The 18,583-nt window shown below is 72.8% G+C and carries 17 protein-coding genes; 12 read left to right on the plus strand and 5 right to left on the minus strand.

The genetic code is table 11. The features are described from left to right. Together AB7J25_RS13400 and AB7J25_RS13405 are read left to right on the plus strand one after the other, a co-directional pair. Window positions 1-256: sigma-70 family RNA polymerase sigma factor (locus AB7J25_RS13400; RefSeq protein ID WP_428508727.1), on the plus strand; the 256-nt coding region annotated here is incomplete at its 5' end. Beyond that, a complete protein-coding gene (locus tag AB7J25_RS13405; RefSeq protein WP_428508729.1) occupies window positions 257-1,579 on the plus strand; it encodes an anti-sigma-D factor RsdA in 1,323 nt (440 codons plus the stop codon). 88 nt (window positions 1,580-1,667) lie between these two features. Here AB7J25_RS13405 and AB7J25_RS13410 read toward each other — a convergent pair whose 3' ends face one another. Further along, on the minus strand, window positions 1,668-2,039 hold the full coding sequence (locus tag AB7J25_RS13410) for a DUF5319 domain-containing protein (protein ID WP_428508731.1): 372 nt from the start codon (window positions 2,037-2,039) through the stop codon (window positions 1,668-1,670). 241 nt (window positions 2,040-2,280) lie between these two features. Here AB7J25_RS13410 and guaB point away from each other — a divergent pair, with 241 nt between their 5' ends. Together guaB and AB7J25_RS13420 are read left to right on the plus strand one after the other, a co-directional pair. Next, a complete protein-coding gene (gene guaB, locus AB7J25_RS13415) occupies window positions 2,281-3,792 on the plus strand; it encodes an IMP dehydrogenase (RefSeq protein ID WP_428508733.1) in 1,512 nt (503 codons plus the stop codon). A gap of 31 nt (window positions 3,793-3,823) precedes the next feature. Beyond that, window positions 3,824-4,948 (plus strand): GuaB3 family IMP dehydrogenase-related protein, encoded by a 1,125-nt coding sequence (locus AB7J25_RS13420; RefSeq protein ID WP_428508735.1) that lies wholly within the window; start codon window positions 3,824-3,826, stop codon window positions 4,946-4,948. A gap of 51 nt (window positions 4,949-4,999) precedes the next feature. Here AB7J25_RS13420 and AB7J25_RS13425 read toward each other — a convergent pair whose 3' ends face one another. Both AB7J25_RS13425 and AB7J25_RS13430 read right to left on the minus strand, forming a co-directional pair. Next, window positions 5,000-5,191, minus strand: a complete 192-nt coding sequence (locus AB7J25_RS13425; RefSeq protein ID WP_428508737.1) for a hypothetical protein — start codon at window positions 5,189-5,191, stop codon at window positions 5,000-5,002. Window positions 5,192-5,326: 135 nt separating this feature from the next. Further along, on the minus strand, window positions 5,327-6,643 hold the full coding sequence (locus AB7J25_RS13430) for a UDP-glucose dehydrogenase family protein (RefSeq protein WP_428508739.1): 1,317 nt from the start codon (window positions 6,641-6,643) through the stop codon (window positions 5,327-5,329). 369 nt (window positions 6,644-7,012) lie between these two features. Here AB7J25_RS13430 and AB7J25_RS13435 point away from each other — a divergent pair, with 369 nt between their 5' ends. The 5 genes from AB7J25_RS13435 (at window position 7,013) to AB7J25_RS13455 (ending at window position 12,847) form a co-directional block, all read left to right on the plus strand. Beyond that, window positions 7,013-8,695 (plus strand): sugar transferase, encoded by a 1,683-nt coding sequence (locus tag AB7J25_RS13435; protein WP_428508741.1) that lies wholly within the window; start codon window positions 7,013-7,015, stop codon window positions 8,693-8,695. Then, entirely contained in the window at window positions 8,692-9,303 is a 612-nt protein-coding gene (locus tag AB7J25_RS13440; protein WP_428508743.1) for an acyltransferase, read from the plus strand. The genes AB7J25_RS13435 and AB7J25_RS13440 overlap by 4 nt, the downstream gene beginning before the upstream one ends. Then, window positions 9,287-10,429: a DegT/DnrJ/EryC1/StrS family aminotransferase gene (locus AB7J25_RS13445; protein ID WP_428508745.1), complete on the plus strand. Its 1,143-nt coding sequence runs from the start codon at window positions 9,287-9,289 to the stop codon at window positions 10,427-10,429. The genes AB7J25_RS13440 and AB7J25_RS13445 overlap by 17 nt, the downstream gene beginning before the upstream one ends. A gap of 67 nt (window positions 10,430-10,496) precedes the next feature. After that, window positions 10,497-11,546, plus strand: coding sequence for a Gfo/Idh/MocA family protein (locus AB7J25_RS13450; RefSeq protein WP_428508747.1), 1,050 nt, complete (start codon window positions 10,497-10,499; stop codon window positions 11,544-11,546). After that, window positions 11,543-12,847: a nucleotide sugar dehydrogenase gene (locus AB7J25_RS13455; protein WP_428508749.1), complete on the plus strand. Its 1,305-nt coding sequence runs from the start codon at window positions 11,543-11,545 to the stop codon at window positions 12,845-12,847. The genes AB7J25_RS13450 and AB7J25_RS13455 overlap by 4 nt, the downstream gene beginning before the upstream one ends. Here AB7J25_RS13455 and AB7J25_RS13460 read toward each other — a convergent pair. Together AB7J25_RS13460 and AB7J25_RS13465 are read right to left on the minus strand one after the other, a co-directional pair. After that, the gene (locus AB7J25_RS13460) at window positions 12,844-13,947 is read right to left on the minus strand and encodes a NosD domain-containing protein (RefSeq protein WP_428508751.1); all 1,104 of its coding nucleotides are present in this window, start codon (window positions 13,945-13,947) and stop codon (window positions 12,844-12,846) included. The two genes, AB7J25_RS13455 and AB7J25_RS13460, sit on opposite strands and share 4 nt — an antisense overlap. 157 nt (window positions 13,948-14,104) lie before the next feature. Continuing rightward, window positions 14,105-15,397, minus strand: coding sequence for a lipopolysaccharide biosynthesis protein (locus AB7J25_RS13465; protein ID WP_428508753.1), 1,293 nt, complete (start codon window positions 15,395-15,397; stop codon window positions 14,105-14,107). A 146-nt stretch (window positions 15,398-15,543) separates the two neighbouring features. Here AB7J25_RS13465 and AB7J25_RS13470 point away from each other — a divergent pair, with 146 nt between their 5' ends. Genes AB7J25_RS13470 through AB7J25_RS13480 form a run of 3 tightly spaced genes read left to right on the plus strand, consistent with a single transcriptional unit; the run spans window position 15,544 to window position 18,454 of the window. Continuing rightward, complete coding sequence (locus tag AB7J25_RS13470; protein ID WP_428508755.1) at window positions 15,544-16,278, plus strand: nucleotidyltransferase family protein; 735 nt, start codon at window positions 15,544-15,546, stop codon at window positions 16,276-16,278. Further along, a complete protein-coding gene (locus AB7J25_RS13475) occupies window positions 16,275-17,438 on the plus strand; it encodes a DegT/DnrJ/EryC1/StrS family aminotransferase (RefSeq protein ID WP_428508757.1) in 1,164 nt (387 codons plus the stop codon). The genes AB7J25_RS13470 and AB7J25_RS13475 overlap by 4 nt, the downstream gene beginning before the upstream one ends. Next, the gene (locus AB7J25_RS13480) at window positions 17,435-18,454 is read left to right on the plus strand and encodes an NAD-dependent epimerase/dehydratase family protein (RefSeq protein ID WP_428508759.1); all 1,020 of its coding nucleotides are present in this window, start codon (window positions 17,435-17,437) and stop codon (window positions 18,452-18,454) included. Before AB7J25_RS13475 ends, AB7J25_RS13480 begins: the two co-directional genes overlap by 4 nt. Window positions 18,455-18,583 lie beyond the last annotated feature (129 nt).

Raw genomic sequence — 18,583 nt, forward strand, 5'->3', positions numbered from 1 at the left:
CGACGTGCCGGACTCCATGGAGATGGCCGACGGACCCGAACAGCGCGCCCTCCGGGTGGAGATGTCCGCTGAGATGTCCCGGCTGCTCGACACGCTCCCCGAGAAGCAACGAGAGATACTCGTCCTGAGGGTGGTCGTCGGTCTGTCTGCCGAGGAGACCGCGGAAGCGGTGGGATCCACGCCCGGAGCGGTCCGGGTCGCGCAGCACCGGGCGCTCGCCCGCCTGCGCAGGTGCATGCCCGAGGAGGTGGTCTAGGTGCCCGACGACCCGCGCGACCATCCCTTCGGTCGTCGCGACGATGGCCACGCCGATGGTGCCGACAACCGCGCCAACGGTCACGAGCCCGAGGGCATGGGCACCGACCCCGTGCCGCTGGACGACGTCCGTGAGCCGCTCGACCTCGTCGCCGTGCAGGCGGACGACGAGCTGATCAACGCGCTGTCTGCGGGCCTCGCGGTCACCGCCCCCGGCGTGCACGGCTACGACGCCGACGACCACGTGGCGGCGATGCTCGCCGCGTGGAAGGCGGACGTCGAGTCCGAGCCGATCCCGCAGATCGACCTGGACACCGCGGTGGACGCCGTTCTCGCCGGAAGCCGCCCCGCCGCGCGCCGCCCCAGCACGCGGATGCGGCATCTCGTCCCGGTGGCCAGCGCCGCCGCGCTGATCGTCGTCGCCATCACAGGCGTCTCGATCGCCGCGCACGACACGCGTCCCGGCGACACCCTGTTCCCGATCTCCAAGGTGCTCTACGCCGAGGAGGCGCGGTCCTACGAGGCCCTGGACGTCGTCCACCACTCCCGGGAACGCGCACGGGAGGCCCTCGCCCAGGGCGACAAGGCCGGTGCCGAGGTCGCGCTGGCGGAAGGCCAGGTGGCGGCGGAGTCTGTGCTCGCCGAGCACGGCCGGGGCGAGGTGGAGCAGAAGCTGCACAAGCTCCAGGTCGTCGTGAACGACTCCGAGCAGGGCGTGCCCACGGTCGTCGAGGAGGAGGACAAGGACAACCCCTCCGGCGGGAGCGCGGCGAGCGAGCCGAGCGGGTCGGCCTCGTCGTCGTCGCAGTCGCCGGATCCGTCCGAGAACCCCTCGTCGGCGGCCTCGGAATCGTCCGAGCCCACGGAGCCCGCCCAGGAACGCCCCGGCGACCCGAGCGACCGGCCCGGCACCGGGGAACCCGACCCGTCCACGACGGGCGCCCCGGGCACGTCGAAGCCCGAGCCGGAGCCGACGACGTCGCAGCCGGATCCGCGGGCAGCGGAGACCCCGCCGCCGGGCCAGGGCGAGCAGACGTCCAGCTCGCCGCCCTCGGAGCCGGCGCGCCCGCCGCAACCGACGAAGGAACCCACGCAGGCGGAGCCGGAGCCGTCGACGCACACGTCGGCGCCGTCGCCCTCGTCGGCGGCGGATCGGCCCGCGCCGACGACGCACGAGCCGCCGGCGACCACGTCGGGCGACGACCCGACGAAGCCACCCTCGACCGCGCAGTCGTCACGCACGAAGAAGCCCGGAACGGGCATCTCGGGCGCGAGCATGTCGGCCACCGGAACGGCCACCCCGTCCGGAGAGCCCACCTCCTGAGCAGCCGCGCAGCACGACACGGCCCCGGTCCACGAGGACCGGGGCCGTGTCGCGTCGGGCGAGTTCGTGCGCTCAGCCGTGGGCGAGCTCAGCTGTCGGAGAGCACGGCGTCGGCGTACCCGCGGCAGTACTCCCACGTGACGTAGGTCGCGGGGTCCGGGTCGAACGCGGGCTCGTGCGGGCGCATCTGCCCCTCGTCCAGGAGTTGCTGCAGGCTCGCGCGCAACAGGCTCCACTCGTGGAAGTGCTGGTCTCCGCAGTCTCCGCAGTCCACCACGATGCCGCGCACGCCGCGGCCTTCCAGCAACGCCTGGTACACGGCGAGATCCGCGAGATCGGCGACGACTTCCTCGCGCTCGGCAGGGCTCAGGGCATCGAGGTCGCCGGCGTCGTCCATCGACAGCGCCGGATCCGTCGGGTCGCCTGCGAACGGGTCGGGCGGCAGCGCATCGGGGGACACACCGGCGACGATACTCGCCCGCAGCCCGTCGGGCCCGGTCCCGCGCGCACCTGTGGACAGCTCGGCGGCGCCCGGTCGTGGACCCGGTGGGCGGGTCGGGACGCGTCCGTCACACGACCGAACTCACCTCCGGGGGCGCCCGGATACGATGACACGCAGGCGGCCACCGCGCCGTCCGATCGCGTCGGTCGAACGCGTGACCGCGCATCGCCGAGCCGGGCGAGGAGCACCAGACGCTGTGATGAGCTCAACCGACCTCGACGTCACCTTTCCTCCCAAGTTCGCGATGCTCGGCCTGACGTTCGACGACGTGCTGCTGCTGCCGGCCGAGTCGGATGTCGTGCCGGGAGCTGTCGACACGTCCACCTGGCTCAGCCGCCGGGTGCAGCTGCGGGTGCCGCTCGTGTCCTCGCCGATGGACACCGTCACCGAGTCGCGGATGGCGATCGCGATGGCGCGTGCGGGCGGGCTGGGCGTGCTGCACCGCAACCTCGCCGTGGACGCCCAGGCCGCGCAGGTGGAGGTCGTGAAGCGCTCCGAGGCGGGGATGGTCACCGACCCGGTCACCTGCTCGCCGGAGGACACCCTCGCCGACGTGGACGCGCTCTGCGCCCGCTTCCGCATCTCCGGGGTTCCGGTCACCGACGCCGACGGCTGCCTGGTCGGGATCATCACGAACCGCGACATGCGTTTCGAGATGGACCACACGCGCACCGTCCGCGAGGTGATGACGCCGGCGCCGCTGATCACGGCCCGGGTCGGCGTCACGGCGGAGGCGGCGCTGGGCCTGTTGCGCCGGCACAAGCTGGAGAAGCTCCCGATCGTCGACGGCGCCGGCCACCTGCGCGGGCTCATCACGATCAAGGACTTCAACAAGACGGAGAAGTACCCTCTCGCCACGAAGGACCCGGACGGACGGCTGGTCGTCGCCGCCGCCATCGGGGTGGGGGAGGACGCGTACACGCGGGCGATGACGCTGGTCGAGGCCGGGGCGGACGTGCTGATGGTCGACACCGCGCACGGGCACTCGCGGCGCGTGCTGGAGACGGTCGCCAAGCTCAAGGCGCAGGTCGGCGGCAACGTCGACGTCGTCGGCGGGAACGTGGCCACCCGGGCGGGCGCCGCGGCCCTGGTCGAGGCCGGAGTGGACGCGGTGAAGGTGGGCGTGGGGCCGGGCTCGATCTGCACCACGCGGGTCGTCGCCGGCGTGGGCGCCCCGCAGATCACGGCGATCTACGACGCGGCGCAGGCGTGCGCGGCTGCGGGCGTGCCGGTGATCGGCGACGGCGGCATCCAGTACTCGGGCGACATCGCGAAAGCCATCGCCGCGGGCGCGTCGAGCGTCATGCTGGGCAGCCTGCTGGCCGGCACCATGGAGTCGCCCGGCGACGTCATCTTCGTCGGCGGCAAGCAGTACAAGACCTACCGCGGCATGGGCTCGCTCGGCGCGATGCAGTCCCGCGGGGACGTGCAGTCCTACTCGAAGGACCGCTACGGCCAGGACGACGTGCTGAGCGAGGACAAGCTCGTCCCCGAGGGCATCGAGGGCCGCATCCCGTTTCGCGGGCCCCTGCAGCAGGTGGTCCACCAGCTCGTCGGCGGGCTGCGCTCGGGGATGGGCTACACGGGATCGGCCACGATCGCCCGGCTGCAGAAGGCGCAGCTGGTGCGGATCACGGCCGCCGGGCTCAAGGAGAGCCATCCCCACGACATCACGATGACCGTGGAAGCGCCGAACTACGCCGCGCGGTAGCCGCTGATCGGCAGGGCTACGCTGGCTCCCCGTGCGGGACGCCGTCGAGATCGGGATGGGCCGGGAGGCCCGTCGCTCCTACGACCTCACGCAGGTCCAGATCGTGCCGTCGCGGCGCACGCGCAGCTCCCAGGAGGTCTCCATCGCCTGGCAGCTCGACGCCTACCGGTTCGAGATCCCGCTCGTGACGCACCCGACGGACGCGGTCGTGTCGCCGGCGAGCGCGACCGCGATCGGCAAGCTCGGCGGCCTCGCCGTCCTGAACGCCGAGGGCCTGTGGGCCCGGCACGCGGACCCGGCGGCCGCGCTGGAGCGGATCGTCGAGGCCGCGGCGGACGACGACCCCACGGCCGCGGTGCGCACGTTGCAGGCGCTGCACGCCGCCCCGATCCAGCCGGACCTGCTCACCGAGGCCGTGCGCACGGTGCGCGACGCAGGCGTCACCGTCGCCGCGCGGGTGAGCCCGCAGCGGGCCCGGGAGGTCACCCCCACGCTGCTCGCCGCCGGTGTGGAGATCCTCGTCGTGCAGGGCACGATCATCTCTGCCGAGCACGTCTCGCCGGGTGAGCCGCTGAACCTCAAGGAGTTCATCACCTCGCTCGACGTCCCGGTGGTCGCGGGCGGCGTCGGGGACTACCGCACGGCGATGCACCTCATGCGCACCGGCGCGGCGGGCGTGATCGTCGGGTACGGGCAGTCCTCGGCCACCACCACCGACGACGTCCTCGGCATCGGCGTCCCGATGGCCACCGCGATCGTGGACGCTGCGGCGGCCCGGCGGGACTACCTCGACGAGACCGGCGGGCGCTACGTCCACGTGATCGCGGACGGCGGCATGGCGGGCTCCGGGGACATCGCGAAGGCCATCGCGTGCGGTGCGGACGCCGTCATGCTGGGTGAGCAGCTCGCCGATGCCGCGGACGCCCCCGGCCAGGGGCTGTACTGGACCTCCGCCGCCGCGCACCCCTCGCTGCCGCGCTCGGACGTCTCCGGGTTCGGGCCCGGCGAGCGCGACCTCGAGACCCTGCTCTTCGGCCCGTCCACCTCCCCGTACGGGAACGTGAACCTGTTCGGCGCGCTGCGGCGGGCGATGGCCAAGTCGGGCTACTCCGACCTCAAGGAGTTCCAGCGGGTGGGGCTCACGGTCCGGGCCTGACGCGCGAAACACCTGGTCAGGAATCGAGAAGTCGTCCGAGGACGCCGGGGATCAGGCGCCGGGTCGGTGGCTGTGCGTCGACGGGTCGCCGTCGGTGGTGCGCGGCGGGGGCCCGTGGGCATCGTCGCGCACGCTCACCTGACCGTCCCGCCGGGCGCACATCCGCCCGACGACCACGGCAACGCCCAGGGCGACCGCGCACCAGAGCGCGACGGCACCGAGGACGGCGAGAGCGATGTCCACGTCACTCCTTCGTGAGGCTGCAACACCCGCTGCAATACCCATTGTGGGCCTCACGGGTCGAGTGTCGCCAGGGTGGCCCCACTAAGGGTGAACCGAACCCGTCGTTTGACGTGAATTGTTACTTTTAGTAGTGGATCAGCGACGCCCGAGTGAGTGGAATGCGAAGCCCGCGCGGCGCAGGACGTCCGCGTCGAGGAGGTTGCGGGTGTCGACGACGATCTGCTGCCCGACGAGCCCGGCGAGCCCCGGCCAGTCCAGGGTGCGGAACTCGGGCCACTCGGTGAGCAGGACGAGGGCGTCCGCGCCCTTGGCGACGAGCGCGGGATCGTCGACGACCGTCATCCCGGCCAGCTCGGGGGCGGACGACCCGGCCGGCACCGCGGGGTCGTAGCCGACGAGTTCGGCGCCTGCTTGGCGGAGTAGGGCGGCGACGGCGAGGGAGGGGGAGTCGCGCAGGTCGTCGGTGCCGGCTTTGAAGGTGAGGCCGAGTAGGCCCAGGCGTGTGCGTGAGAGTGATCCGGTGCGGGAGCCGGTGACGGCGACGCGGATCTTGTCGACCATGCGTTGGCGTTGGCGGATGTTGGTTTCGATGGCGGCGCGGAGGAGTCGGAACTCGAAGTCGGCGGAGTCGGCGACCTGGAGGAGGGCGTGGGTGTCTTTGGGGAGGCAGGAGCCGCCCCAGCCGGGGCCGGGGCGGAGGAAGGATTGGCCGATGCGTTGGTCGTAGCCCATGCCTTCGGTGACGTCGCCGATGTCGGCGCCGACGCGTTCGCAGAGTTCGGCGAGGGCGTTGACGTAGGAGAGTTTCATGGCGAGGAAGCAGTTGGCGGCGTATTTGACGAGTTCGGCGCTGGCGGCGTCGGTGAGTACGGTGGGTGCGCCGAGGCGGGCGTAGAGGGCGGCGACGCGTTCGGCGGCGTCTTGGGTGTTGCTGCCGACGACGATGCGGTCGGGGTTGAGGAAGTCGCGGACGGCGGAGCCTTCGCGGAGGAATTCGGGGTTGCTCACGACGGCGACGTCGTTGCGTCCGATGAGTTCGGTGGTGCGTTGTGCCGTGCCGACCGGGACGGTCGACTTGTTGACCACGACGCAGTGCGACGCGAGCGCCGTGCGGATCTCCTCCACGACGGCCTGTACCGCGGAGAGATCGGCGACCCCGCCCACGCCCATCGGGGTGGGCAGGCACAGGAACACGACCTCGGCAGGCCCGGCGGGGCCCTGGAGCGCGGCCGGTGCGCCGACGACGAACGACAGGCGCCCGGCGGCGAGGCCCTCGGAGACGAGCTTTCCGAGGCCGGGTTCGAGGACGTCCACCTCGCCGTGTGACAGGCGCGCGACCTTGGCCTCGTCGATGTCGGCGCACACCACGGTGTGGCCGAGGGAGGCGAGGCACGCGCCGGTGGTGAGACCGACGTAGCCGGTTCCGACGACCGCGATGCGGCGAGCGAACATGGGGTTCCCCTCGGTGTGCGCGGCGCTCGGGGGGAGCGCGGCGGGACGATCCGTGCCCCAGGCTTCCAGAGGTCGGCCGCTCGTGCACCCGCGCTGCGTCACACTCTCGTGGATCACCGGTCCGAGCGTCCATTGTCGACGAACAGTGATCTTTTGCCGAGCGATACCCGCCATCAGTGTGGATCAAATTCACATGTGTGGGGGGTAACGAGATGCGATCGAAGCACTGTGTAACGAGCCCGTCATACCGGCCGATAAGCAGACGGGGCAGGTTGGGTCAGCGAGACGGTGCGAGCGGGAGGGGATATGGACCTGGCACCCGACCCCGAACGGGGGGCTTCCGGCTGGGCCGGGAGCAGGGTGAACGCGATGGAGGCGCCGAGCGCGGAGCGGATCCGGCCCGTCCAGGAGATCGTCGGGCGGGAGGCGCCACGCGCCGGATGGGCGGCTGTACCGGGGATGCGGGAGCCGGCCGTTGCGTCGGTGCCCGTCGCCGTGCCGATGCCGACGGCCGTACCGGCGATGTCGACGGCGGTGTCGACCGCCGTGTCGACGGCCGGACCGGCCGCGTTCGACTCCGCGGTGTCCGCCACGGTGCCCGTGCAGGCGGTCTCGCCGATCGCTGCGCAGGAGATCACGGCGACACCGCTCGGGGCGCCGCGACGGTGCCGCACGGTGTCCCGCGGGGCGCGGCGGGCGATCCTCGTGAGCTGCGACGTCACGGCCTGGATCGCGGCGGTCGCCTGCGGCGCGGTGCTGAACGGCGAGCGCGCGCTGGATGCCGCATCGCTGCTCCCGCTCGGCGTCGTCGCAACCGTCGCCGTCGCCGCGTTGCTGCTGGCAGGCGGCCTGCGCGAGCTGTACGTGGGGCGCTACGGCGTGGGCAGTCCCGAGGACACCGCGAACGTCGCGGTGACGTTCGCCATCGCGGGTGCGAGCGCGTTCGTCGTCGGCGTGCTGGACGCGGCCGCGCCGTGGGCGGTGCCGCTCATCGCCCTGCCGATCGCGCTGGTGCTCGCGGTCGGGGCGCGCCTGTTCTTCCGCCTCAGCCGGGACGAGACCCCACCGGCCGACACCGCGCGCCGCGTGGTGGTGTTCGGTGCCGACGAGCTGGGCCAGCAGGTGCTGGCGTCGATGCTCGCCGACCCCGCCCGCCGCTACCGGCCGGTGGCGCTGCTCGACGACAACCCGGGCCTGGTGAACCGCCGGGTGCGCGGCGTGCCCGTCCGCGGCCGCGCGGACGACGTCGCCACGGTGGCCCGGCTGGAGGAGGCCGACCTGCTCGTGGTCGCGGGCCGCGCGCCCGACGCGCCGGTGACGCGGCGGCTGCAGGCCGCGGCGGCCAAGGTCGGCGTGGAGGTGCGGGTCGTGCCGCCGCTGACCGAGCTGGTCGGCGCAGGCTCGACGCGGCAGGAGGCCGAGCCGCGGCGGTTCGACGCCATCCGCGCGGTGGCGCACAACCGCGCCAAGCGGGTGTTCGACGTGATGCTCTGCCTGCTCGCGCTGCCGGTGCTGCTGCCGGTGCTGGTCCTGCTCACCGTGCTGGTCGCGCTGAGCGGCTCGGACGAGGTGATCTACCGCGCGCCGCGGCTGGGCCGCAACGGCCGCCCGTTCGCGATGTACAAGTTCTCCGGCATGGCCGGGGCCGCTTCGGGCCCGCGGGTCACCACGGCCGGTGACTCGCGGATCACGAAGGTCGGCCGGTTCCTGCGGGCGACCAAGCTCGACGAGCTGCCGCAGATGATCAACGTGCTGAAGGGTGACATGAGCGTGGTCGGGCCGCGTCCCGAGGACCCGCGCTACCTGCGCCACTTCACCGCCGAGCAGCTGCAGGTGCTGCTGGTGCGCCCGGGCATGACCTCGGCCTCCTACCTGCGGTTCGGCAACGAGCAGTCCTACATCGCGCGGGCGAACCCGACCGACGTCGAGCGGTTCTACCTCGACGAGGTGCTGCCCGAGAAGCTGTCGATCGAGCTGGACTACGTGCGCCGGTGGAGCCTGCGTCACGATCTGGCGATCATCGCGCGGACCTTCCGGGGCCTGCTCACATGACCGCCCTGCCCGCCTCGGACGTGCGCGTCGCGGCGAGCGCGGACGTCGATCCGACGGCGCGCATCGGCGCGGGCTCGTCGGTGTGGCACCTCGCGCAGGTGCGCGAGGGGGCCTCCCTCGGCCGCTCCTGCGTGGTCGGCCGGGGCGCCTACGTCGGCTCGGACGTCCGGGTCGGCGACCATGTCAAGATCCAGAACTACGCGCTGGTGTACGAGCCGGCGGAGCTCGCGGACGGCGTGTTCGTCGGGCCCGCGGCGGTGCTGACCAACGACCAGCACCCGCGCGCGGTCGCCCCGGACGGCACGCCGAAGGGCCGCGACGACTGGGAGCAGGTCGGCGTCACCGTCCGCGAGGGCGCGTCGCTGGGGGCCCGGTCCGTGTGCGTCGCGCCGGTGACCGTGGGCCGGTGGGCGACCGTCGGCGCGGGTGCCGTCGTCGTGGCGGACGTGCCCGACCACGCGCTGGTCGTCGGCGTCCCGGCGCGCCAGATCGGTTGGGTGGGCCGCGCGGGGGTGCGGCTGCAGCCCGACGGCGAGGGCGGCTGGCGTTGCCCGCGCACGGGGGAGCGATACCGGGAGGAGAGGGACGGGCTTGAGCTCGCGACCTGAGTACGAGCACGAGGCGATCCCCGCCAGCGGCCTGCAGCTCGGAGACGACGAGCGCGCCGCGGTGGAGCGGGTCCTGAAGTCGGGGATGCTGGCGCAGGGCCCCGAGGTGGCGGCCTTCGAGAGCGAGTTCGCCGAGACGGTGGACGGGCGGCCGTGCGTGGCGGTGAACTCCGGCACGAGCGCGCTGCACCTGGGTCTCCTGGCGCTGGGCGTCGGGCCGGGCGACGAGGTCGTCGTCCCGTCGTTCAGCTTCGCGGCCACCGCGAACGCGGTGGCGCTCACGGGCGCCACCCCGGTGTTCGCCGACATCGAGGCCGACCACTTCTGCCTGGACCCGGACGCGGTGCAGGCCGCGATCGGGCCGCGGACGGCCGCGGTGATGGCGGTGCACCTCTACGGGCATCCCGCGGCGATGGGGCGGCTGCAGGAGATCGCCGCGAAGCACGGGGTCGCGCTGGTGGAGGACGCCGCCCAGGCGCACCTCGCGCGGCTCGACGGCCGGCCCGTCGGGGCGCTGGGCGCGATGGCGGCGTTCAGCTTCTACCCGACCAAGAACATGACCAGCGGCGAGGGCGGCATGGTCGTGCTCGCCGACGAGGCCGCGGCCCGGACGGTGCGGCTGCTGCGCAACCAGGGCATGGAGCGCCGCTACGCCAACGAGATCGTCGGGTTCAACCTGCGGATGACGGACCTGCACGCCGCGATCGGGCGCGCGCAGCTGCGCCGGCTCGCGGGGTGGACCGAGGTGCGGCGCGCGAACGCGGCGTACCTGTCGGGGCTGCTGTCGCGGATCGACGGCAGCGCAGGCGGCACCGGGATCGTCGTGCCCGCGGTCGCCGACGGCGCGGAGCCGGTGTGGCACCAGTACACGGTCCGGGTACCGCACCGCGACGCCGTGCAGGCCGCGCTCACCGCGGCGGGGATCCCGTCGGCCGTCTACTACCCCACACCGATCCACCGGCTCCCCGCCTACGGGCTGGAGCTGGACCTGCCGAACACCGCGCGGGCGGCGGCGCAGGTGCTGTCGCTCCCGGCGCACCCGGCGGTGCCCGCCGGCGGCCTGGACCGGGTGGCCGCGGCCGTCGCCGCCGCCGTCGACGAGGCGAAGAGATCCGCGGCCGCGTGACCGGCGTCCGCGGGACGGACCACGGCGTGCCGGACATCCCGCAGCGCGCCACCCAGGAGGAGGGGACATGACTGCACCGCTGCGTGCGGGGCTGATCGGGCTCGGGCACATGGGCAGACATCACGCCCGTGTGCTCGGGCAGCTGCCCGATGTCGAGCTGGTCGCGGCCGCCGACCCGAGCGCCGAGGCGCCCGGCCGCGGGAGCGTGACCGTGGACGTGGTCGGCTCCGTCCCGGAGCTGCTCGACCGCGGGCTGGACCTGTGCGTCGTCGCGACGCCGACGGTCACGCACGAGGAGATCGGCCTGCAGCTGGCCGAGGCCGGGGTGCCGACCCTGATCGAGAAGCCGCTCGCGCACGACTCGAAGGCCGCGCAGAAGCTGGTCGAGGCGTTCGAGCGCAACGGCGTCGTCGGCTGCGTCGGGCACATCGAGCGGTTCAACCCGGCGCTGCGCGAGCTGCGCCGCCGCCTGGCCGAGGGCCAGCTCGGCGAGGTCTACCAGATCGTCACCCGCCGCCAGGGCCCCTTCCCGGCCCGGATCGCCGACGCCGGGGTGATCCTCGACCTCGCCACCCACGACATCGACCTCACGAGGTGGGTCGCGGGTTCGCTGTACACGTCGGTGTCGGCGCGCACCGCGCACCGCAGCGGCCGGGAGCACGAGGACCTGGTCAGCGCCGTCGGCACGCTCGAGAACGGCGTGGTCGTCACGCACCTGGTGAACTGGCTCTCGCCGCTTAAGGAGCGGATCACCGCGGTGACCGGGGAGAAGGGCTGCCTCGTCGCGGACACCGTGAGCGCCGACCTCACCTTCTTCGCCAACGGCACCCAGACGGTGGAATGGGCGCGGGTGGCGTCGTTCCGGGGCGTCACCGAGGGCGACGTGACGCGCTACGCGTTCCCGAAGCCCGAGCCGCTGGTCACCGAGCTGTCGGGGTTCGTGGCGGCCGTGCGGGGCACCCCCGGGGACACCGTGACGATGACGGAGGCGTTGCGCACGGTGAAGGTCGCCGAGCTGCTGGCCGAGTCCGCCTCGGCCGGGCGCACCGTCGAGGTCCCGGCGCCGCTCCCGGCGCAGCGGTCGGCGATGGACGTCGCCGCGGGGGTGGCCCGGTGAAGGTCGCCGTCGTCGGGCTCGGCAAGATCGGGCTGCCGCTCGCGATGCAGTTCGCGGGGCGCGGCCACCACGTCGTCGGCGTGGACATCGAGGAGCGCGTGCTCGCCGCCGTGCGGGACGCGCGAGCCCCGTTCCCCGGCGAGCCGGGGCTCGCGGAGCGGCTCGCCCGGGCCGTCGACGCCGGGGTGTTCGAGGCCACGGCGGACACGGCGGCCGCGGTCGCGGCCAGCGACGTCGTCGTGGTCGTCGTGCCGCTGTACGTGAACGACGCGAGCGAGCCGGACTTCGCCGCGATCGACGCCGCCACCGCCGCGATCGGCCGCGGCCTGCGGCCGGGCACGCTCGTCACGTTCGAGACGACGCTGCCGGTCGGCACGACCCGGGGCCGGATCGGCGCGCGCCTCACCGAGATCAGCGGGCTCACGCCGGGCGTCGACTTCTTCCTCGCGTTCTCCCCCGAGCGGGTGTCGTCGGGGCGGGTGTTCCGCGACCTCGCGCACTACCCGAAGCTGGTCGGCGGGGTCGACGCCGAGAGCGGCCTGCGGGCCGCCGCGTTCTACGCCGAGGGGCTGGAGTTCGACGAGCGCCCCGACCTCGACCGCCCCAACGGGGTGTGGGACCTCGGCTCGGCCGAGGCCGCCGAGTTCGCGAAGCTCGCCGAGACCACCTACCGCGACGTCAACATCGGGCTGGCCAACCAGTTCGCGCTGTACGCCGACTCGATCGGCGTGGACTTCCGCGAGATCGCGGCGGCCTGCAACTCCCAGCCGTTCAGCCACCTGCACCAGCCGGGCATCGCGGTCGGCGGGCACTGCATCCCGGTCTACCCGTGGTTCTACCTCGCGGGCGATCCGGACGCGACGGTGGTGCGCGCGGCGCGGGCGGCGAACGCGGACATGCCGCGGCGCAGCGTCGAGCTGCTGGAGCGCGTGCACGGCGACCTCACGGGCGCGTCCGTGCTGGTGCTCGGCGCGTGCTACCGCGGCGGGGTGAAGGAGACGGCGTTCTCCGGGGTGTTCGCGGTGGTGGACGCGCTGCGGGCGCGAGGGGCTCTGCCGACGGTGTCGGACCCGCTGTTCTCCCCGACGGAGCTCGCCGCGCTGGGGCTGGAGCCGCACGGTGACCTTCCCGGCCGCCCGGTCGACGCCGCGGTGGTGCAGGCGGACCACCCGCAGTACCGCGACCTCACGCCCGCGGACCTGCCGGGCGTCGCGACCCTTCTCGACGGCCGGGCGATCCTCGACCCGGCCCGGTGGCCAGGGGTCACGGTGGTGCGGCTGGGAGGGGGGCGTCCCTCCTAGCGCTCGTAGGGCCCGATGTCGAACCCGCGGCCCTGCGGGCGCGGCGTCAGGTCGATGGCCACCGGCGGCGCGAGGTCCGAGGTGCCGGTGTCGACCGCGGGGCTCCCCGGCTGGAGGTGGTAGTCGCCCGAACCGTCCTGCTGGTAGTCGACGAACTCCGGATCGGCGACGACGGTGTCGCTCTCGCGCCCCGTCGACAGGAGAATCCGATCCCTTTCGTTGTCCCAGAGGAGATTGTTGTCGAAACGGTTGTTCGGGCCGGAGTCACCGCCCTCACGGATACCATCGCGGCCGTTGCCGACCACGAGGTTGTTCGCCACCAGTGAATTGTCCACGGGCCGGTCGTCGTCGTTCGCCCCACCGATCACGATGCCGCCCTGCTCGTTGTGGAAGACGAGATTGTTGGAGATCGTGACCTCGTCACACGCGTGCCAGCACTGGATGCCGAACCCGGTGCTGTCGTAGGCGATGTTGTTCGCCACGACGCCGCGCTGGTGGCTGATGTAGATGGCGTGGTCGAGATCGTCCTCCCCGCACTTGTACGCGACGTTGCCGAGCACGTCGATGTCGGTGAGGCTGTAGTCGTCGTTGGCGGTGTAGATGCAGTTGCCGGGGATGTCGTGCACGCGGTTCTGCATGAGCCGCACGTGCGAGCCCTTGCTCCACAGCCCGTCGGCGTTCTCGCCGCTGATGTCGAAGCCGACGATGTCGACGTAGTCGCCGTCGTTCTCCCACGCCCCGACGTTGTCGCCCGCGCCGACGATGCGCGTGTCCAGTGACTCGGCGACGTAGACGATGCGCTCGTCGGCGGTGCCGGAGGCCTTGGTCTGGACGTCGCCGTTGTAGGTGCCGTTGCGGACGAGGATCGTCATCCCGGGCTCCGCGCGCTCGGACGCGGCGCCGATCGTGCGCAGGGGCGCGGCGGCGGTGCCGGGGGCCTCGTCGTCGCCGTTCGGGGCGACGACGAGCGACGCCGCGGGCGGCGCGGGCACGGGGGGCGGGGTGTAGACGGTGGGTACGCGCGGTCCGTCGCTGCTGCAGGCCTGGGTGGCGAGCAGGAGTGGGAGCACGGTGGCCACGATCGCGCGCCGGTACCTCATGACACTCCGTCCTGAACCTGCGAACCGCTGCCGCAACGTCGGTACCACAGGTACTCCTTCGCCATGCTACTGATCAGCCCGTTTGGCCGATGTGAGCCGTCGAGCGGGGGTGCTCCTGGCGGAGGGTGACTGTAGATCGGCAGCAGATGGCCCACTATCACTCGTCAGGGGGCAAGGAGGAGGAGCGCAGCTCGCGGTCCGACGCATCGGCGGCCTTCACACAGAAGCGGTACAGGACCGCGTACGCCACGACGTGCCCGGCGGCGAGGGTGGCGATCGCCACGCTCACCGGCGCGCCGAGCAGCCCGCACAGCAGCGGCCCGCCCGTGGTGAGTACGAGCCGCAGCACGACCCAGCCGAGCTCGCGGTGCTGCTGCTCGAGCAGGAACAGCGTCGAGGACACCGGCATCACCGCGCACTGGCCGAGGTAGGCCAGCGCCAGCAGCCGCGCGTACTCGCCGGACTCGCGCCACTCCGGGCCGAACACGACTGCGAACAGCCACGGCCCGGCCACGAGCAGCAGCACTGCTGGAACCGCGCCGGCGAGCAGCAGGCGCCGCACCGCGGTGCGGACGGTGCGCCCGAGATCGCCCTTCGACTCGCGCAGCGCACCGCTGGACTCGCCGGTGAACACCTGCATGACCGCCTGGCCGATGATCGCCGTCGGCCCGGAGATGACCCGCACCGTCAGGCCGAGCAGGCCGGCGCTCACGTCTCCGTACAGGGCCGCGACCAGCAGCAACGGCACTTCGAGCCCCGCCGAGTTGAGCAGCGCCGACGGCATCGCGAGCAGGGGGAACCGGCGGTAGCGTGACACCGCGGCACGCAGCCGGGCGAGCGTGGGCCGCTGCTGGCGCAGCAGGCCGTTGTGCGAGAGCAACCCGCCCATCGCCGCCACCCGCCCGACCCCGAGGCCGAGCAGCAGCCCGGTGCCCCCGGCGCCGGCGACGCCGAACCCGAGCTGGGTGCCGACCTGGCCGACCCCCTGCAGCAGGTTGCGCCGGGCGAGGGCGCCGTAGCTGCGGTCGCGCACCATCCACTCGGAGAACACCAGGTAGGCGCCGATCGCGGCGATCGTCAGCACGACGAGCCACCAGTGGTCCGCGAGGGCGGGCACCCCCAGGAGCTGGGCGAGCGGCTCGGCCGCCACGAGCCCGACGGCCGCGGTGAGCAGCGAGACGAGCACCACGGACGCGAGGGCGGCCCAGGCCACGGCGGCGGCGTCGCGGTCCTCCACCGGGAGCGGCACGGCCGCCTCGAGCGTGGCCGTGGAGGCCACCGCGACGATGCCGACCACGGAGGTGAAGACTGTGAGCAGCCCGAAGTCCGCGGGATCGTAGATCCGCGTGAGCAGCGGGTAGGAAAGGATCACGATCGCCTGCCCGGCGACGCTTCCGGTGACGATGCTCGCCACTCCCCGCAACGCCGCGGGAACGCGCAGTGAACGCACCTGTTCCCTCCGTCGTCGCCGTCTTCGGCACCTATCGTGCCACGTTCCCGAATGGCCGTGCCCGCCCGGCCGGAATGGTCCATCCGGCGGCCTTCGGGCCAGATGTGTAACGTCGGGTGGCCGGACTCCGTCATCAATGACGAACAATGCTTTCGTTGCGGGAGGGCAGCGTGGCCGAACTCACTGCGGTCATTCAGGCGGGCGGGCGGGGAACCCGGCTCAGCCCATATTCGACGGTCTTGCCGAAGGCGCTGATGCCCATCGACGAGCAGACGGTGATCGACAAGCTCCTCGACATGTTCAGCGAGGCCGGGGTCAAGCGGGTGTTCATCACCGTCAGCCGGTTCGGGCCGCTGATCCGCAGCTACTGCGGTGACGGCAGCCGGTGGGGCCTGGAGATCGAGTACATCACCGAGGACGAGCCGCTGGGCACCATCGGCCCGCTCAACGCGCTGCGCGACCGCCTCGTCGAGCCGTTCTTCGTGTCGAACTCCGACGTGTACTCCGACGTGGCGCTCGGCGACGTCGTGAGCGAGCACGAGCACAGCGGTGCGCCGCTGACGGTCGTCGTCACCCACCAGGACGTCAAGATCGCCTACGGGGTGCTGGACCACTCGGACGGCCGCGTGACGACCTTCCGGGAGAAGCCCACCGAGCAGTTCTCGGTGAGCACCGGCATCTACCTCATGGACCCGTCGATCTTCGAGCACATCCCGCCGTCGGGGTCGTTCAACTTCGACGACCTCATGCGCGTGATGCTGGAGCGCGACGCGCCGGTGCACGTCTACGAGCACCGCGGCGTGTGGGTCGACATCGGTCGGATCGAGGACCTGCGCAAGGCCCAGGAGCGGGCGGCGTCGTCGCTGCCCGCGGCGGAGTGAGCCCCGCGGCACCCACCGTGCCGCTGCCGCTCGTCGAGCTGGGGGCCCCGGTGCTGGGCGAGCCCGAGAAGGCCGCGCTCGCCGAGGTGATCGACTCGGGCTGGCTCACGATGGGCGAGCGCGTGCGCCGCTTCGAGCGCGAGTTCGCGGCCCTGCACGGGGTCGAGGACGCCGTCGCCGTCGGCTCGGCCACGGCGGCGCTGCTGCTGTCGCTCGCGGCGCACGACGTCGGTCCGGGCGACGAGGTGCTCGTGCCGTCGATGAGCTTCGTCGCCACCGCCAACGTCGTGCACCATGTCGGGGCCACGCCGGTGTTCGTCGACCTCGAGGCGGCGGACCGCCCGCACATGTCGCTCGCCGACGCGCGGGCACGGGTCACCGGCCGCACCCGGGCGGTGATCGTCATGCACTACGGCGGCTACGCGATGGACGTCCCGGCCTGGCGGGCGTTCGCCGACCGGCACGGGCTCGTGCTGATCGAGGACGCCGCGCACGCGGCCGGGCTCACCGGCCGCACCGGGGTGGCGAGCCATGCCGCGGCGTACAGCTTCTTCACCAACAAGAACATGACCACCGCCGAGGGCGGGATGGTGATCGTCGGGGACGGCGAGCGCCGCGAGCGGGTCCGGCGGATGCGCTCGCACGGGATGACCACCAGCACGCTGGACCGCGACCGGGGCCGCGCCGTCGGCTACGACGTCGTGGACGTGGGGCACAACTTCCGCATGGACGAGCTGCGCGGCGCGCTCGGCCTGGTGCAGCTCGCGCGGCTGCCCGGCTGGAACGACGCCCGGCGCGCGCTCACCGCGCGCTACCGGGAGGTGCTCGCGGCCGAGCTGCCCGGCGTGCGCGTGCCGTTCGCCGCCGACCACCCGACGACCGCGCACATCCTGCCCGTCCTGCTGCCGCCGGGTACGGACCGCCGCGCCGTGATGGCCTTCCTGCGCGAGGCGCGGGTCCAGTCGTCGATGCACTACCCGCCGATCCACGAGTTCGACGTCTACCGCCGCGCCGGTGCGCTCACCCTGCCGCACACCGAAGCCTTCGCGGCGGCCGAGCTCACCCTGCCCCTGCACCCTCTGCTGGCGCCCGCGGACGTCGACCGCGTCGTCCGCACCCTCGCCGAGGCGCTCGCCATCCCACGAGAGGACTCCCCATGACCCCCACCGTCGACCTGGCCGGGCGACGCGTGCTCGTGATCGGTGGGGCCGGCTACGTCGGCTCCGTGCTGGTCGCCCGGCTGCTGGACGCGGGCGCCCGCGTCCACGTGCTGGACCAGCTGATCTACGACAACGACTTCGCGCTGCACCACCTGCTCGACCGCGACGGCATCACCTTCACCCGCGGCGACCTGCGCGACGAGCGGGTCGTGGCCGCCGCCGCGGCGGGCACCGACGACGTCGTGCTGCTGGCCTCGCTGGTCGGCGACCCGATCTGCGCGAAGTACCCGGAGCTGGCCAGCGAGGTCAACGCGGACGGCGCGAGGAGGATCATCGACGCGCTGGACCGCCTGGGCGTGCGCCGGTTCGTGTTCACCTCCACGTGCAGCAACTACGGCATCCACGACTCGGGCTCGCTCGCCACCGAGACCAGCGCGCTGAACCCGCAGTCGCTCTACGCGCGGACGAAGATCGAGGTCGAGGAGCACCTGCTGGCCGCGGCGCCGTCGCTCGACGCGTCGGCGACGGTGCTGCGGATCGCCACGGCGTACGGGATGTCGGCGCGGATGCGCTTCGACCTCACCGTCTCCCAGTTCACCCGCGAGCTCGCCGCCGGCGGGGAGCTGCTCGTCTACGACGCCGACACGTGGCGGCCCTACACACACGTGCGCGACATCGCCAAGGCCGTCATGACGGTGCTCGCCGCCGGGGAGGAGCGGGTGCGCGGCGAGGTGTTCAACGTCGGTGACAACACCCAGCAGTTCACCAAGCGGATGATCGTCGACGAGGTCGCCAAGCACCTCACGAGCCCGCGGGTGGCCTACCGCGACGGCGATACGGACCCGCGCAACTACCGCGTCTCGTTCGACAAGATCGCCGACCGGCTCGGGTTCCGCGTCGACAACACCGTGCAGGCCTCCGTGGGCGCGCTCGTCGCCGCGGTGCAGAACGGGATCTTCGCCGACGCCGCGGGCAACCCGCGCTACGGCAACCACGAGGTGCGCCACCTCGGATGACGTCTCGGATGACACGGGCGGATTCGGCGACGAGCCGTTCAGCGACCGTTCAGGTCGACGCGAGGTCCCTGCCCGGGATGGAGCCCGGGGCCGATATGGTGGTAACACCCAGCGTGATCGGGTCGACAC

It is taken from the genome of Pseudonocardia sp., from assembly GCF_050246655.1.
GTDB lineage: Bacteria > Actinomycetota > Actinomycetes > Mycobacteriales > Pseudonocardiaceae > Pseudonocardia.